Here is a 16,069-nt window from a genome sequence, read left to right on the forward strand (position 1 = left end):
CTAGCCATACGTCACGCTCCGCAGATATATGCAGAGCGCGACGGATAGCTAGAAGAACGCAGGGTCCCAGTTCTGGACGGCTTCGACACGGCCCTCGCGCAGAGCGCTCGCGGCCGGCTCACCCAGCAAGGACCGGCTCACCCAGCGTGGAACGGCGTCGACCCCCGAACCACAGGCCGTTGACGGTCCACAGTTCGGGGGTCGGGTCACGCGTCCTTCGTGGGGCGCCGGCTCGTACCTCGCACGGCGGCCCCCTCAGGAACCCGGTCAGGCGATCGTGTCTCCCTCGAACCACCTGCCCTTGCCGGGCTTACCCGGCTTCTCCGGCTTACCCGGCTTGTCGGGCTTACCCGGCTTCTCCGGCTTACCCGGCTTCTCGGGCTTACCCGGCTTCTCGGGCTTACCCGGCTTCTCGGGCTTGCCGGGCTTCGTCGGCTTGCCCTTCGCCTTCTCGACCGTCATCTCGAACGACATCGTCGCCGAGTTGCCCGCCGCGTCCGTGACCGTGACGGTCGCCGTGAACGTGCCGACCGTCGTCGGGGTGCCGGAGATGAGGCCGGTCGCCGGATCGATGGTGAGCCCGGGCACCCCGGAGAACTCGTAGCTCAGCGGCAGCGACTCATCCGTGGCCTCGACCTGGACCGCGAACGCAGCCCCGACCTTGCCCGTCTGCGCACCCAGCTGGGTGATCGACGGCGCCGTGGTGTCGGGCGTCTTCACCACCAGCAGGGCAGCGGTGCGGGCCGGGATGGTGAGCTGGCCGTCGACGAAGCGCGTGGCCTTGACCACGTCGTCGGAGCCGTCCGCCTGGATCTCGCTCAGGGTGAGGTTCCAGTCGGCCACCTCGGGCACCGCGACCGTGATCGCCTCGGGCGTCGCGTTGATCGCCACCAGCGCACCGTCCAGTGCAGGGTCGACGTCGGCGGCGAAGCCCTTGTCGGCAACGGCCATCAGGACCAGACCCGGCACCGCGGTGCCGCCCGACCCCGGGAACGTCACCCGCTCCTTGACCAGCTCGGCCGAGCCGAGGGTCAGCAGCGGGGTGGACTTCCGCAGGCGCAGGAGGTCGAGGGCCTGGGCCTTAGCTCCGGTCATCGCGGCCGTATCGGGCTTCAGGTCCGGGTTCTCCAGCAGCGGCTTCATGATGGGCCATTTGTCGCTGTTCTTCTCGGCGCCGGGCAGTCCGGAGCCGAAGGTGTTCTCCGTCAGGCTCCAGTCCACCTGGTTGAAGTGGTCGCCGGAGTTGTAGGAGTCACGGTCGAGGCTCTTCGAGCGCAGGATCTCGGTGCCGGCGTGCCAGAACGACGGCGACTGGCCGAGCGTCACGGTGGCCAGCGAGACCGTGTTCATGCGCACCCGGTCCGCCATCGTCGTGTCGACGGGCAGCTTCATGACGCCGAGATCGTAGAGCGTCTCGTTGTCGTGGGCGTCGACGTAGTTGACCGACTCCTGCGGCATCGTCGCGTAGCCCGCGGGCGCGCCGTTGTAGTCGAGCTGGTCGCCGCGCTTGACCGTGCCGTCGGAGGCCTCGAAGGTGTAGTCCTCGAGGTTGCCGGCCATGCCGATGCGGATCAGATCGGTAGCGTGCTGCAACGAGGCGCGCTGCTGCTCCGGGGTGGCCGGGTTGAGGCCGTTCGGGTCCGTGAACAGGCCGGTGCCGAAGCCCTGGTGCACGCGGTGGTCCTCATCGAACGGTCCGCCGCCGTGGACGGCGTCGCGCAACCGGTCGTTGAACGCGCCGATGCCGGTGCCGTCGAGCTGGCCCTGCGTGGCCTGGTAGAACCGGGCGTTGTCGGCCACCTCACCGAAGTTCCAGCCCTCGCCGTAGAGGTAGATCGACTCGCCGTCGACACCGTCGGCCTCGAGCGTCAGCTCGTCGAGGGCCGCGCGGATGGCCTCCATATTGGCGCGGGAGTGGTGGCCCATGAGGTCGAAGCGGAAGCCGTCCACCTTGTAGTCCCTGGCCCACGTCACCACGGAATCCACCATCAGCTTCTCGGCCGCGGCGTGCTCGGTGGCCACGTTCTCGCAGCAGGTCGAGGTCTCGACGGTGCCGCTCGGGCTCAGGCGGTGGTAGTAGCCGGGCACGACCTTGTCGAGCACCGACTTCTCCGACTGGCCCGACTGCGCGGTGTGGTTGTACACCTCGTCGAGTACCACCTGCAGGCCGGTGGCATGCAGCGCACCCACCATCTGGCGGAACTCGTAGCTGCGGGCGCCGCCCTCCTGGTTGGCGTCGGTGGCGTAGGAGCCCTCCGGCGTCGTGTAGTGGTACGGGTCGTAGCCCCAGTTGAAGGCGTCCTCGTCCTTGACGACGGCGACGGCGGCCTGCTGTTCCTCGGAGGCCGGGCCGGCGTCGGGGATGTCGGCGACCTTCTGCTTGGTGCGATCCTCCTCGATGGTGGCGATGTCGAACGTGGGCAGCAGGTGCACGGTGTCGATGCCGGCCTCGGACAGCTCCGCGAGGTGCTGCATGCCGTCGGACTGGGCGTGGGTGAACGCCTTGTACGTGCCGCGGTCGCTGGCCGGGACGGTCTCGTCGGTGATCGAGAAGTCACGGACGTGGAGCTCCCAGATCGCGCGGGACGCATCGTTGAGCACCGTCGGCCGCTCGGTGGTGGCCCACTGCTCGGGCGCGAGTTCCGGGTTGTCGAGGTCAACGACGACGGAGCGCTTCGAGTTGAGGGTGAGGGCCAGCGAGTAGGGGTCGGTCACCTGGTTGGTGACCACCTCGTCGAGGCTGGGCACGTAGACGTCGATCGACCACAGGTACTGGGCGTCCTCCCACGTGCGGTCTCCGGCGACGGACCAGGAGCCGTCCGCGGCGCGGGTGGCCGCGACGGTGGCCGGTTCGCCGGAGCCGTCGGCCGGCCATCGCAGCAGCGACACGCTTTGGGCGGTGGGGGCCCAGACGCCGAGGCTCAGGGCGTCGCCGTTCCAGACCGGGCCGAGCTCGGCGTCGGTCAGTGCATCGCCGTAGAGCGAGTCGAGCACGCCCGGGATCTGGACCCCGGTGGCCGCCTTCAGATCGTCGCCGTCGGCGGCACTCACCAGGAGCTCGCCCTCGAGCAGCTCGGCGGCGCGTGCCGCGTCAGCCTCCGCGAGGGTCAGCGCAACGTAGTTGCTGAGGTGCGGGTACTGCTCGACGAGGTCGGCCGGCAGAGCGCCACCGTAGGTGAGATCGATGGTCTCGCCGCCGGTCGCGTCGTTGTCCACCGAGCCGTCGGCGGAGTGGTGCAGCGCGAAGCTGAGCGTTGTCGGATCGCCTTGGACGAGAGTGCGCGGCCACGCGATGGTGGTCGGCGTCAGCCACTGGGCCCACGCCTGCCCGACGCCCGCGAGCGGCGGGTTGGACTGCTCGAACGTGAGCACGTGGGTGGTCTCGTCGTAGGTAGCGGTGAGCGTCTCGCCCGGGTTGACGGTGACAGAGTAGTTGGAGCCCCCGGGGGCCCCGCCCACGCCGTAGTTCTCGTCCCAGCTCCGGCCGACGGCCACCTTCAGTTCGTAGGTGCCAGCGGGGAGCTGGTCGGTGGAGAAGGTCCAGGTGCCGTCGCCGTTGGGCTGCATCGCGGTGGCGAGGCACTCGGGCTGCCAGTCTCCGCTGCAGCCGAGGGCCACCTGCCAGGAGCCGGGCAGCGTCACGATGCCGTCGGTGTGGACCGCCCAGGACTGCTTGGTGTCTGGGTTGTGGAAGAACGTCACCTCGGTGCCGTTGGCCTCGAGGGTGAGGTTGCTGCCGTTGGGGGTGCCCCCGGCTCCGTAGTTCTCGTCCCACGAGCCGTTGTAGGCCACCTTCCACTCGTAGCTGCCGGCGGGCAGGGTCCAGGCGCCGACGTAGAGGCCGGATCCCGCGTCGAGGGCCAGTCGGGCCTTGTCGCAGGAGGGCTGCCAGTTGTCGGTGCAGCCCATGGCGGCGTTGAGCGAGCCGGAGACGGTGATGGTCAGGCCACCGGGCTCCTCCGTGGCGGTGCCGCTCAGGGACAGGTCCTGGCCGACGACGGCCAGAGCCGAGTCGCCGCCGACGGTGCCGGTGGCGTCGACCGTCACCGCGCGCACCTCGAGGAGGGTGCCGGTGGGGGCGGCCGAGACGTCGGCGAAGACGCGCGGGGTGTCGTCCTCGGCCACGCCGGCGGTCTGCCAGTCGGTGGCGCCGAGCTCGCGGAGGGCGAAGGTGGTCTCGGCCCAGCGGTTGTCGGCGATGGTGGCGCTGATCGGCGCGGTGTCGCCGGCCAGGCTGGCGCCGTCGACCAGGTCGACGGTGGGCACGCCGGCGCCGGCGGCCACGGTGCGGTCGGCCTTCAGCACGACGGCCGAGAGGGCCGGCACGCTGATGGTGGCCGCGCCGTCGGCGGTGGCGGTGACGGCGGTGCCGCCGTAGACCGGGGTGTAGTCGGCAGACGGGGTGAGCGTGGTCACCTCGGCGGTCTGGGTGGAGGCGGTGTTGTTGAGCGCGACGACGTACTCGATCTTCTGCTCGCGGTCCACGCGGCTGAAGGCGTAGAGGCCCGCGCCGTCGGTGGCGTGCAGCTCGATCTGCGCGCCGTCTGCGAGCGCCGGGTGGGCCTCGCGGAGGCTGGCGAGCTCGGCGATCTCGGAGTAGAGGCGGGCGTCGGTGTCGTAACGGTCGACGGCCCCTGCTGTGGTGCCGTTCAGCAGCGGCTGAGTGGCGTACTCGGTGACCTGGGTGGCGAACATGTCCTGACGTGCGGACTTGTCGTTGCCGATGCCGGCGAAGCCCTGCTCGTCTCCGTAGTAGACCACGGGCTGGCCGCGGGTGAGGTACATGAGCTGGTGGGCCAGCAGGGAGCGGTCCTCCTTACGGTCGGAATCGCGCAGGAGGTAGCCGATGCGGCCCATGTCGTGGTTGCCGACGAAGGTGGGCAGGGTGGCGGCCGAGGTGTCGGCGGTCAGGTAGAGGTCGTCGGCGGTGAAGAGGTTGGACAGGCCCTTGGTGGTGAACCCCTTGGCGAAGTTCTCGGCCTGGCGCTGGAAGGCGAAGTCGAGCGTGGCGTCCATCTCGGTCTCGCGGACGTAGGGTGCCAGCAGTGCCGGGTCGGCGTCGTAGACCTCACCGAAGGTGAAGAAGTCGGGGTTGGTGGCGTCGGCGTGGGCCTTGATCTTCTTGGTCCACTGCTCCCAGAACTCGAAGTTCACGTGCTTGACGGTGTCGATGCGGTAACCGTCGATGCCCATGTCCATCCACGCCTTGTAGATGTCGACCATGCCTTCGACCACAGTGGGGTGCTCGGTCATGAGGTCGTCGAGGCCGTCGAAGTCGCCCTGGGTGACCGATTCGCCGTTCCAGGTGGAGTTGCCGCGGTTGTGGTAGAGCGTGACGTCGTTCAGCCAGTTCGGGGTCTTGGTGACCTCCGGGTTCGCCACCGGGGTGTAGGGGAAGGACTCAGTGGGGCTGAGGGCGGGCCAGGTCTCGGAGGTGGCGAGCTCGTCGATGTCGATCACGTTTCCGGCGGCGTCGCGGTAGGGCTCGGTGGCGGTGTCGATGTAGCTGTACTGGCCCTCTTCGTAGGCGATGCCGTCGGCGGTGTGGTTGGTGATGATGTCGAAGTAGACCTTCATTCCTCGGGCGTGGGCCGCCTCGGTGAGTTCAGCGAGGGCCGCGTTGCCGCCGAGGTGCGGGTCGATCGTCGTGAAGTCGGTGATCCAGTAGCCGTGGTAGCCGGCGGTCACGTCGTCGCCCGAGCCCTGGACGGCGCGGTTGGTGAACGACGGCGTCAGCCAGATGGCGGTGGTGCCGAGGCCCTGGATGTAGTCGAGCTTGTTGACCAGGCCGCGGATGTCGCCACCGTGGTAGAAGCCGTTGTGGGTGGGGTCGAAGCCGTGCTCGAGGCGGGTGCCCTCGATGCCGCCGGTGTCGTTGGAGGGGTCGCCGTTGGCGAAGCGGTCGGTCAGCACGAAGTAGAAGTTCTCCACCTCACCCTGGCGGACGGCGGGCAGCGCGATGGCGGCGTCGCCTTCAACTGAGACGCCAGTCTCGGTGAGCGGGGCGGAGACGCCGATGCGCTTGGTGGCCGAGTCGAAGGAGAAGGTGAGCTCGGTCTCGGCGGCGGGGCGGATGATCGCGTTGCCGGCGGGGTCGTTGTTCGGACCGAAGGTCTGCTCCCAGCCGCCGTCGAGGGCGACCTTGAACTTCTGCTCCCCCGCCGGGACGGCAAACGTGCCGGTGAAGATGCCGTCGCCGTCGGGATCGGTCAGGGCTGTGTTCGTGCAGGCGGCGTCCCAGTCGGCGGCGCAGCCCGCCTCGCTCTGGAACGTGCCGGCGATGACCGGCCCGGTTGCCGCCAGCGCAGGGGCGGCCGGCCCCAGCGACAGTGATCCGACGGCCAGTGCCAGTGCCGTGCCTACGGCTGCCAGGCGCGAAATGCGATTCATCCTCGATGACTCCCTCGTCGTCCTCCTCGCGTCAGCGCGGAGAGGTGTTCGGTTGCGAGGAACAGTACTGGCGAGGTCGGACCGTGTAAAGACGTTGCACACATTTCAGCAAATTGTAAATTTCTTGCAATCCGAGGGGAATGACGCCAAACGACATCCAAACGCGACCGGAGGGCCCCAATCGAGGGTTCTCGGCCGTCTGGATGTCGTTTCGCGTGTTGCGCGGAGTCAGCTACTCGGCAAGCTTGACATCGTTGCCGCCCCACCAGAGGAAGCCCTTGAGCACCAGGGTGCCGTTGGAGCCGTCGCCCTGGGCGCGGCGCTTGATGTCGTTGCCCGCCATGATCGCCACCGACTGGTCGATCACGCGCACCCCCTCGGGGACGAACACGTTGTTGCCGCCCATGATGGCGTGCAGGGTCAGCGTGACGATCCGGCCGGGGCCCATCGCCTGGGTCAGATCGATGTTGTTACCGCCCCAGAAGGCCAGGTTGCCCCAGTCACGGGTGCCAGATTCGAGCACGATGTCGCGGCCGCTCATGATCGAGACGGTGTATCCACCGTCTGCCGGTCCCACCTCGGGCCGTGCCACGGATGAGGCCGTCTGGGGACCCGCGGTAGGTGTTCCTCCATGACGGAGTTTGGGCCCCCCAGGGTCCCGAGGCCCTGCCTGGAGGAACACCTACCGCACTCCCCAACCAGAGCCACCGAGCCGTGCCCCAAAGCTAGGCTGGCGGCATGGAATCTCTCCTCGCCCTCGTCGCGAACTCCAAGGACGGCACCATCTCCACGCTGCGGCTGGCCGACGGTACCCTCACCCAGGTGGCCACCACGATCGTGGCACCCGGGCTGCCGCTGGCTGTGGACCGCGCCCGCGGTCTGGTGTATGCCGGAACCAGCGAGCCCAGGGGCGTCACCGTCCTCCGGCTGGATCCCTCCGGGTCGCTCACCACGTTGGGCAGCTACCCCGCCCATGGGGCTTCGGTCTACCTGACGCTCTCCTCCGACGGCGGACTCCTGTTCAGCGCCTCCTACCACGACCATCTCGGCGAGGCGTGGCGCGTTGCCGAGGACGGCTCTCTCGCCCCCGTCGGGGAGCCCATCCCCCGGCAGAACATGCACAGCGTGCAGCTGAGCGCTGACGACAGGTTCGCGTACTTCGTCTCCCTGCGGGAGGACCTGGTGGCGCAGTTCGCCGTCGGCGACGACGGTGCGCTCACACCGCTGGATCCCCCGACGGCGACCGCCCCCGAGGGCTCCGGCCCCAGGCACCTGATCTTCGACGCCGCGCAGACGTCGCTGTACGTCAACACCGAGTACTCAGGGGAGGCGCTGCGCTACGACCGCGACCCGTCCACCGGCGTGCTGACGGCGGCGGAGGTCGTGACCAACATCCCCACGGATCGCGGCCTGTCGCACAGCCGCTTCGGCGCCAAGCCCCGCGAGGAGGACCTCATCTGGTGCTCTGACCTGCGGCTCAGCACCGATGGGCGGCGCCTCTTCAGCGCCGAGCGCACGCGCGGCACGATCACGGCCGTTGATGTCGCGGCGGACGGCACGCTGGGCGCCGCGACCGCGCACTCCGACGTGGTGGCGCAGCCGCGGCACTTCGTCGTGCTCCCCGATGACAGCCTGCTCGTCGCCTCCGAGATCGACCGGGTGGTCGCGCTCTACCGGCCGGACGCCGACGGCGCGCTGACGGAGATTGCCCGGCACGACGTGGGCCTCGGCGCCAACTGGATCGAGATCGTCACGGTTGGTTGAGTTTCTCCGATCGCAGCCCCTGGAGGGTGCCGGGAGCCCTTCTGGCGCAGGACACTAGAGCGTGGCGAGGTTGACGTTGGTCAGGCCCGAGTGGTGACGCCGGATGTCGAGCTTGCGCTCCAGATCCTGGATGATCGGGATGGCGAAGTTCTCCTCGTACAGGGCCTGGCAGCTGCCGAGGCCGCCGGGGCTGAAGACGTTGACCTCCATGAGCTTGTCGCCCACGATGTCCAGGCCGACGAGGAACATGCCGTCGGCGACGAGCTTGGGGCGCACCACGTCCACCATGGCGAGCATCTCGTCGGTCACCTTCACAGACAGCGCCTTGCCGCCGGCGGACATGTTGGAGCGCATGTCCGAGCCGCCGGACTTCCGGCGGAAAGCCGCGTACTTCCCGTTGACCATCAGCGGCTTGCCGTTCATCACGAACATGCGAACATCGCCGTTCTTGGCCTCCTCGAGATACTCCTGGGTCACCACGTACCCGTCTCGGGCAATGGCCTCGATGATCTGGTTCAGGTTGGGCGACTCGTCGGTGTTGACGAGGAAGACCCCGCTGCCGCCGGAGCCTTGGAGCGGCTTCAGGACCGCCTTGCCGCCCAACTCCTTGACGAACGCGGTGATCTGCGCGTCGTCGCGCGAGATCAGGGTCCGGGGCCGGACCACCTCCGGGAAGTGCTGGAAGTAGGCCTTGGACAGGGCGTTGGCCAGTGAACCTGGGTCGTTGACCACCAGCACCCCAGTGGACGCGATCAGCTGGCCGAAGGCGACGCCGGCGTTGTTGGCCCAGGCGGCGCCCTGCGCGTCGTCGGCGGGATCGCTGCGCAGCATCACGACGTCGAACTCGGAGAGCTTGAGCCGCTCCTCGACGTCGGGGCGCTGAACGTCCTCCAGGTACCGCTCCAACGATCGGTAGTTCTTGCCGTCGCCGCCCCGGGCGCGGGCGCTGAGCGAGCCGTCCGGCTCGTAGGCGAAGTTGCCCATGCCGATCAGCCACGCCTCGTGGCCGAGGTTGGCCGCGTGCATGGCGAGGCGGGTGGTGGTGTAGGTGGGCTTCTCGGTCATGACGTCGTTGACGACGAATCCGATCTTCATGGGGCAACTCCTTGGATGAGGGCGGTGGGGTCTGTGACATGGGAGGCTGCCTCGAGGCGGCCTCGCCCGGCCGGGTCGTCGAACCAGCGGGGCAGGAGCACGGGAGGGTGTAGGACGCCGCGGGCGGCCAGCTCGTCGACCAGCGGCAGGTCCACGAGCGAGAACTTGCCGAGGAACAACGCATCGAGCGAGCCCCCCCGGCGCAGGTGGGCCAGCAGGTCCAGCAGTCCGCGCAGGTAGATGGCGTCCTTGGTGAGGCCCCCCGAGCGGAACACCCGCATGACGGTGGTGAAGGCGCCGGCGGGGTGGAACCCGATATCGACGAGGCCCGCCCAGCATTCGCGGAACGAGGAGCCGCCCAGCATCCGGTGCACGGTTACGACGCGGCCGGCGAGCTGCCGCATCCTCGACGCCGTCAGCTCTCCGCAGGCCACCTCCGCCAGCACCGCCAGGCCCTCCTGTGTCTCGTCGTAGCCCGCGAGCCCGGTGCCCAGCACCTGGAGCGGCTGGTGGGACCCGTTGACCTGCGTGACCAGGTGCGTGCCCACCTCGTGCTGGATGAGGGCCGTGGCGCGTTCGGCCGCCACCGACGACTCAGGCCCGATGAGCAGCAGGTTGCCCGACACCATGACGCCGGTGGAGTCCGGGCGGATCTCGGCGTGGATATCGACGTCGGGCTCCAGGGAGCGGTAGTAGTCGATCTCCTCGCGGGCCAGGTCAAGGAACTCCTCGGGTGTGAGCCGGTCCCCGCCCCAGGACTGTGGCTCGACGCGGGCCAGCACGGACTCGGCGGCGGAGAGCAGGTCGGGGTGCACCCCGCCGTAGAGTTCGACGCTCAGCTGGCGGAAGTCGGCCGAGTCCCGGGCGCGCAGCATGGCGAGCTGCAGGCCCAGCTCGCGCTTCTTCCCGCCCAGCAACGCCGCGACACTCCCGTCCCGGACGGCTCCGACGTCGATCCGCTCCAGCACGTTCTGCAGCACCTCGGGGTCCGTCTCCAGCTCCCGGTAGGTGAACGACGGCTCGTCGAGGTCGCCGGCCAGGAACGCGTCCTTCACGTCGTCGGCGTCGACGGGGGTGACGTCCAGCACGAACCGGAAGCTCTGCCCGAGCTGGGACAGCTGGTGGTCGATGGCGCGGTCGATCACCGCCAAGGGGCTGGCCTCAGGCATCGGGCAGCGCCTGCAGAACGGGCTCCATGGTGCGCCCGAGGGCCTCGGCGAGGAACTCGATCCGCGCTTGGTCGGGCTCTCCGGTCCACTCGTCCATGAACGTCTTCTTGAACTCGATCGCCAGCACACACCCCACCCCCGGGTAGCGCTCGTGGACCCACCAGGCCAGGTTCTGGCCCTTGAACTTCACGTTCTCCCGGATGTCGAAGCCCTGCGCCTGCATCGAGCCGCGGAACGCCTCCACCACAGGAGAGAAGCGGTCCAGGTCCACGCTGCCGGTGCCGAGGTTGACCTCGGGGTTCTCCTCCCAGGGCTCGGCGTCGGCGTCCTCGCCGTGGCGTCGATGGTTGTAGGAGTGGACGTCGTAGAGCACGAACGGCCCGCGCGCGGCCACCTCGTCGAGCCGCTCCCCCAGCGCCTCGAAGAAGCCGTCGTAGACCTCCAGCGATCTGGCCACCACATCGTCGGGCAGCGGATCGAGCGACCACATGTGCAGGCCCCACGCGTCCTCGGGGCGGCGGTAGACGGTCTTGTCGCGCACGCGGTTGAGGTCGGTCTCGAAGCGGGAGCGGTTGACCCGGACCCGTGCCGGGGCGCGCGACGCGATCCGGTCCGTGAACGGGTCCTCCTCGCGCAACCTGTCTTCCTCGCTGAGGATCGACAGCTCGGCGATCTCGGGGCGCAGGTCATGGCCGGCGTGGATCGAGGTGGCGATGAGCTGCCCCGACCAGTCTCCAACGAACTCGTAGGCGTCCATGGCCAACTCTTACCCTAGGAAGGCCCGGCTCAAACCCCTAGCGCGAAACCGACCTCTCCTCGATCAGCGCCCGGAGCGCATCCGGGCTGCACGGGAGGTCGACCACGTGGCGGGGCAGATCCTCGATCCCCTCGAACCGCGGCGGCCGCGGCGGCACCATCCCGGTGGCCTCGACGATGGTGTCGGCGAACTTCACCGGCAGCGCCGTCTCCAGCACCACGATCCTGCCCTCGACGCCCGATCCGCCGGCCACGTGGACCGCGTCGGCGGTGTGCGGGTCGATCATCACCTTGTCGGCGGCGTACACCCGCCTGATCTCGGCCAGCCGGTCCTCGTGCGTCGAGGTGCCCGCCACGAACCCGTATCGCCCCAGCTGGCCCAGGAACTGGGGCGCGGCAGACAGGTCGAACGCGCCGTCGGCCAGATCGTCGACGAACAGGGCGCGCAGGCGGGCGGCGTCGCGGCCGAGCAGATCGAACACGAAGCGCTCGAAGTTGGAGGCCTTCGAAATGTCCATCGACGGCGACGACGTGGCCAGCGTCTCCGCGGACCCACGCACCCGGTACCGCCCGGTGCGGAAGAACTCCTCCAGCACGTTGTTCTCGTTGGTGGCCAGGATGAGCCGGTGAATGGGCAGGCCCATCTCGCGGGCGATGTGCCCGGCCGCGATGTTGCCGAAGTTGCCCGACGGCACCGCGAAACTGATCGGCTCGTCCCCTGGGAGCTGCAGCCAGGCCGCGAAGTAGTAGACCACCTGCGCCATCAGGCGGGCCCAGTTGATGGAGTTGACGGCGCCGAGCCGGTGGCGGGCCTTGAAGGCGGCGTCGTTGTTGAGCTCCTTGACCAGGTCCTGGCAGTCGTCGAAGACGCCGTCGACGGCGATGTTGACGATTGCGGGGTCGTCGATGGAGAACATCTGCGCCTGCTGGAACGGCGTCATCCGACCACGCGGGGACAGCATGAACACCTGCACCCGCGGCTTCCCGAGGAGGGCGTACTCCGCCGAGGAGCCGGTGTCACCGCTGGTGGCGCCGAGGATGGTGATGGTCTCGCCGCGACGCTCCAGCTCGTAGGCGAACAGCTCTCCCAGCAGCTGCATGGCCATGTCCTTGAACGCCACCGACGGCCCGTTGCTGAGGTGGGCCAGCCACAGCCCGTCGCTCAGCCGGGTGACCGGCACGACGGCGGGGTCAAGGAACTTCGCCGGCTCGTAGGCCCGCTCGACGATGCCGCGAAGATCGGCCTCCGGGATGTCGTCGACGAAGAGCCGCACGATCTCGAACGCCAGCGCTGCATAGCCTCTCTCGGCCAGCAGCGTGCGCCACTGGGCCAGGGTGTCCCGCGACACCGTCGGGTAGCTCTCCGGCAGGTACAGCCCCCCGTCGGCGGCCAGGCCCTCGAGCAGGATGTCGCTGAACCGCTTGCCGGGCAGGCCTGCAGTGTCGCGGGTGGAGACGTAACGCATGGGCGCCATGCTACCGAGCCGCTGGTCTTCGCTAGTTCTTGATGTCGCGGCGTTCGAAGACCGGAAGGGTGACGGCCGCTGCCACCGCGGTGACGACGAGGTGGTAGACCACCGCCTCGCCGCGACCGATCTCGTACAGCCGCTGCCCGTGTGCGCCGTGTCCGAGGACGACACCGTCCAGCAGCGCTATGCCCTGCTGGGTGGGGAGCAGATGGGGCAGCCAGGCCGCGGCCTTGGTTTCGGACAGGATCAGCTGCGCCAAGATGTCGGCCACGAAGACGCCGACCACCAGCACTCCGGCACCCGAGGCTCCGCCGAGGAGCACCGTGAGCAGTGCCCCCAGGACGCCCAGGATGGCCCCGTAGAAGCCGGCGGACAGCACCAGCGCGAGCAGGCTGGTGGTGGCGTCGAGGGCAGCGTATCCATGCATCGCCACGAACCAGACCGCCGACACCACGGTGCTGGTGACCATCGCTGTGGCCATCAGGGCGGCGCCAAGCAGTCCGGCGACCGCGGCACGGGCCACGACCAGAACCGATCGACGGGGCGTGAAGGTGAGCTGGGTTCCGATGGCCCCGGACCGCAGATCGGAGCTCACCGACAGCATCACGATCAGCAGCGCGAGAGCGCCCATCATCATCGCGTACGGCATGAGGCCGGAGTTGACGACGTCGCTGAACGTCCACGGGGTGCGCAGGTAGTCGGAGACCCTGCAGTCCGGGCACTGCTCGGCCGGGATGGTGGCGAAGATCTCCGCCGCCTCGTCGTGGTCCGCGCCGGTCAGGGGACGCGCGCCCTCCATCCACAGCACCGGCACCATGAGGCTCATCAGCAGGACCCCGACCAGGCTCCACCTGGTGCGGCGCCTGTAGCGCAGCCGCGACAGTTCGGCTCTCAGCAGGTTCATGCGACCTCCCGACGACGGCTCTGGGAGCCGACGAGATCCGCGCCGGAGGTGAGATCCAGGAAGACCCGTTCGAGGCTCTGCCGATCCAGCGAGAGGTGATCGGGCCAGAGGTCCGCGCGGCCGAGTTGGCGGGCGATCTCGGCAGGGTCCGGCGCAGCATCGTCGCGGCCGAGCACCCGCAGACCGCCCTCGGCGGGCTCCACCCGCCACCCGCCGCGCCGCAGCACCTCGGCAGCCTCGACGGGGCGGTCGATGCCGAGCCGGACGTGCGGCGCCGCGCCGGCGAGGAACTGGTCCATCGGCCCCTCCGCCACCACCCGGCCCTGCGCGATGATCGACACCGAATCCGCGATCTGTTCGATCTCGGAGAGGATGTGCGAGGCCACCAGCACTGTGATGCCGGCGTCGGCGAGGTCGCGCATGGTGGCACGGATGTCGCGGATGCCGACGGGGTCCAGCCCGTTGGTGGGCTCGTCGAAGATGAGCAGCTCGGGGCGCTTGAGGAGGGTGGCTGCGATGGCGAGCCGCTGCTTCATGCCGAGGGAGTAGGTGGTGAAATCCAGCTCCGCGTCCGCCGCCAGGCCCACCTCGAGCAGCACCTCGGTGACCCGTCGGCGGCTGACGCCGATGGAGTCCGCCAGCACGTCGAGGTTGTGCCGCCCGCTCATCCGCGGCGCGAACTTCGGCGATTCGACGATGGCGCCCACCCGTCCGATCACCGCGGGCAGGTCTCGGGGCACGTCGTGCCCGAGGAGCGTGACGGTGCCCGCCTGCGCCCTGACGAGGCCGAGCAGGATGCGGAGAGAGGTGGTCTTGCCGGACCCGTTGGGGCCGAGCAGTCCGTGGACGCCGCCGCGGGGCACGTGAAGGTCCAGCCCGGCGAGGACCGGGTGCCTGCCGTAGCGCTTCACCAGGCCGGTGGCCTCGACGGCCCACTCAGTGCCGCCGTCGGGCCAGGAGATCTCTGACATAGGACACGACGGTAGTGCGGATGGCCGCTGCCGCCATCCCCCCGTGGTCTCCGTCCGGGTCAACGAAGCGAGGACCGCGGGGGCAGCGGGGAGACGCCCCGCCGCGACATCTCGCTCCACAGCCACCACAGCGGCACCGCGAGCAGAGGCATGGCGATGAGCGGCGCCACCAGCGTCTGCAACGCCGGCAGCAGGGTGAACCCGACCACCACCACCAGCCACGCCCGGTCCCAGCGTGGACCCGCGAGCCAGAACACGTAGAGCGGCAGCAGCATGGTCAGATACCAGGGCTGCAGCGCGGGCCCGAGCACGCAGAAGGCCGCCAAGACGGCCAGCATGAACGCCCAGGGGCGCCTGGGGTCGTCGCCGCGGGGGCCGATCCTGACCCACAACGCGACGAAGGCCGCCAGCAGCAGCACCGTCGACACGGTGGTGACGGCCGGGTTGACCACGTCGTCCGGCAGCGGGTAGCGCAGCGCCTCGGCCAGCCAGGACAGGGGGGCGTTGCTCATGGCCCCGATCGGGTTGCCGGCGGTGGGGTTGCCCCAGCCGAATCCGAACCGCAGCGACACCAGCGCGAACACCGCGATCGTCACGGCGCCGGGCACCGCCGCGACCACGGCGAGCCTCCACCAGCCCGCCGTCGGGCTTGGGGCTGGGGCTGCGCCGTCGCGAGTCGGGGGCGCAAGCCCGTGCGGGAAGCGGGCCGCCCACCCGACGGCGACCACCCCGAGCCCGTACAGCGCCGCCGTCTGTTTCACGCCCATGGCGAGCCCCAGCAGCACACCGGCGACGAGGACTCCTCGCCACCCGCGCCACCCCAGGTCCGTGACGGCCAGGACGGCGGCGACGGCGAGGGTGACCATGACTGCGTCGTTGTGCACCCCGCCGATCCACTGCACGAGCATGATCGGGTTGAGCACGCCCGCCCACAGCGCGAGGCCCTCGTCGACGCCGAACCGCCTTGCCAGCCGTCGCACCACCCAGGCGAGGCCGATGAGGGCCAGCACGTTGGGCACCCTGAGCGCCACCGTCGTCCAGAAGAGGTCGCTGCCGGTCAGCCGCGCGATCATCCCGAACAGCTCCAGCGACAGCGCCGGGTACACGGCGGTGGTCTTATGCCAGTGAACGCCCACCAGCAGCCCGGGCAGGCCGGCCTCCCCCAGGGGGGTGGTGTAGGGGTCCAGACCGCGCGCCACCATCCAGCCCTGCGCGGCGTAGGCGTACGCGTCGCGGGAATACATGGGCAGGGCGAACATCATGGGCGCGGACCAGATGGCCGCCGCCACCAGGGGATGCCGCCACAAGGGGCCAAGCTGCCACCAGGCCAGCACGAGGACGCTCAGCGCGGGCAGGGACACCAGGGGCCGCCACCAGCTGTCGCCGCGCTCCAACAATCCGGGCGCATCAGCGAATTGGGCCCCGACAAGGATCAACACCGCCAGCAGGCCCGCCGTGATCCACCACCACGGGTGCACTGGCCGGCCGTGTGGTGTGGGTCTGAGCCAGGCGGCCAACGTCACGCGGGGGCCCTCCTCCTCGGTCCAGGAC

Annotated in this window: 10 protein-coding genes; 1 reads left to right on the forward strand and 9 read right to left on the reverse strand. The window is 69.5% G+C overall.

The window, feature by feature from the left end; translation table 11 throughout:
• Positions 1 to 267: 267 nt before the first annotated feature.
• Positions 268 to 6,390, reverse strand: a complete 6,123-nt coding sequence (pulA, locus tag H5398_RS01895; protein ID WP_182798792.1) for a pullulanase-type alpha-1,6-glucosidase — start codon at positions 6,388 to 6,390, stop codon at positions 268 to 270.
• A 232-nt stretch (positions 6,391 to 6,622) separates the two neighbouring features.
• Complete coding sequence (locus H5398_RS01900) at positions 6,623 to 6,931, reverse strand: hypothetical protein (protein ID WP_182781521.1); 309 nt, start codon at positions 6,929 to 6,931, stop codon at positions 6,623 to 6,625.
• A 197-nt stretch (positions 6,932 to 7,128) separates the two neighbouring features.
• Between H5398_RS01900 and H5398_RS01905 the strand changes: the two genes are divergently transcribed.
• Complete coding sequence (locus H5398_RS01905) at positions 7,129 to 8,154, forward strand: beta-propeller fold lactonase family protein (RefSeq protein ID WP_182781520.1); 1,026 nt, start codon at positions 7,129 to 7,131, stop codon at positions 8,152 to 8,154.
• A gap of 54 nt (positions 8,155 to 8,208) precedes the next feature.
• Here the strand turns inward: H5398_RS01905 and H5398_RS01910 are convergent, their stop codons facing one another.
• From H5398_RS01910 to mptB, 7 genes are read right to left on the reverse strand one after another with little or no spacing between them, the layout of a single operon-like run.
• Complete coding sequence (locus tag H5398_RS01910) at positions 8,209 to 9,249, reverse strand: glutathione synthetase (protein WP_182798793.1); 1,041 nt, start codon at positions 9,247 to 9,249, stop codon at positions 8,209 to 8,211.
• Entirely contained in the window at positions 9,246 to 10,418 is a 1,173-nt protein-coding gene (locus H5398_RS01915) for a flavohemoglobin expression-modulating QEGLA motif protein (RefSeq protein ID WP_182798794.1), read from the reverse strand. Before H5398_RS01915 ends, H5398_RS01910 begins: the two co-directional genes overlap by 4 nt.
• A complete protein-coding gene (locus tag H5398_RS01920; protein ID WP_182798795.1) occupies positions 10,411 to 11,175 on the reverse strand; it encodes an N-formylglutamate amidohydrolase in 765 nt (254 codons plus the stop codon). The genes H5398_RS01915 and H5398_RS01920 overlap by 8 nt, the downstream gene beginning before the upstream one ends.
• Positions 11,176 to 11,212: 37 nt before the next feature.
• The gene (gene thrC, locus H5398_RS01925) at positions 11,213 to 12,640 is read right to left on the reverse strand and encodes a threonine synthase (protein ID WP_182798796.1); all 1,428 of its coding nucleotides are present in this window, start codon (positions 12,638 to 12,640) and stop codon (positions 11,213 to 11,215) included.
• Positions 12,641 to 12,671: 31 nt separating this feature from the next.
• Complete coding sequence (locus H5398_RS01930) at positions 12,672 to 13,547, reverse strand: ABC transporter permease subunit (protein ID WP_182798797.1); 876 nt, start codon at positions 13,545 to 13,547, stop codon at positions 12,672 to 12,674.
• Positions 13,544 to 14,518 carry an ABC transporter ATP-binding protein gene (locus tag H5398_RS01935; RefSeq protein ID WP_182798798.1) on the reverse strand — a complete coding sequence of 325 codons (975 nt, stop codon included), beginning with the start codon at positions 14,516 to 14,518 and terminating at the stop codon, positions 13,544 to 13,546. Before H5398_RS01935 ends, H5398_RS01930 begins: the two co-directional genes overlap by 4 nt.
• 59 nt (positions 14,519 to 14,577) lie before the next feature.
• Positions 14,578 to 16,041, reverse strand: a complete 1,464-nt coding sequence (mptB, locus tag H5398_RS01940) for a polyprenol phosphomannose-dependent alpha 1,6 mannosyltransferase MptB (protein ID WP_182798799.1) — start codon at positions 16,039 to 16,041, stop codon at positions 14,578 to 14,580.
• Between the last annotated feature and the right edge of the window lie 28 nt (positions 16,042 to 16,069).

The sequence above is a fragment of the Tessaracoccus sp. MC1679 genome (assembly GCF_014164775.1).
In the GTDB taxonomy this organism is placed as follows: domain Bacteria; phylum Actinomycetota; class Actinomycetes; order Propionibacteriales; family Propionibacteriaceae; genus Arachnia.

Coding starts and splice junctions, on each gene's coding strand:
- pulA (WP_182798792.1), bottom strand. CDS start 6,390: ATGAATCGCATTTCGCGCCTGGCAGCCGTAGGCACGGCACTGGCACTG.
- H5398_RS01900 (WP_182781521.1), bottom strand. CDS start 6,931: ATGAGCGGCCGCGACATCGTGCTCGAATCTGGCACCCGTGACTGGGGC.
- H5398_RS01905 (WP_182781520.1), top strand. CDS start 7,129: ATGGAATCTCTCCTCGCCCTCGTCGCGAACTCCAAGGACGGCACCATC.
- H5398_RS01910 (WP_182798793.1), bottom strand. CDS start 9,249: ATGAAGATCGGATTCGTCGTCAACGACGTCATGACCGAGAAGCCCACC.
- H5398_RS01915 (WP_182798794.1), bottom strand. CDS start 10,418: ATGCCTGAGGCCAGCCCCTTGGCGGTGATCGACCGCGCCATCGACCAC.
- H5398_RS01920 (WP_182798795.1), bottom strand. CDS start 11,175: ATGGACGCCTACGAGTTCGTTGGAGACTGGTCGGGGCAGCTCATCGCC.
- thrC (WP_182798796.1), bottom strand. CDS start 12,640: ATGCGTTACGTCTCCACCCGCGACACTGCAGGCCTGCCCGGCAAGCGG.
- H5398_RS01930 (WP_182798797.1), bottom strand. CDS start 13,547: ATGAACCTGCTGAGAGCCGAACTGTCGCGGCTGCGCTACAGGCGCCGC.
- H5398_RS01935 (WP_182798798.1), bottom strand. CDS start 14,518: ATGTCAGAGATCTCCTGGCCCGACGGCGGCACTGAGTGGGCCGTCGAG.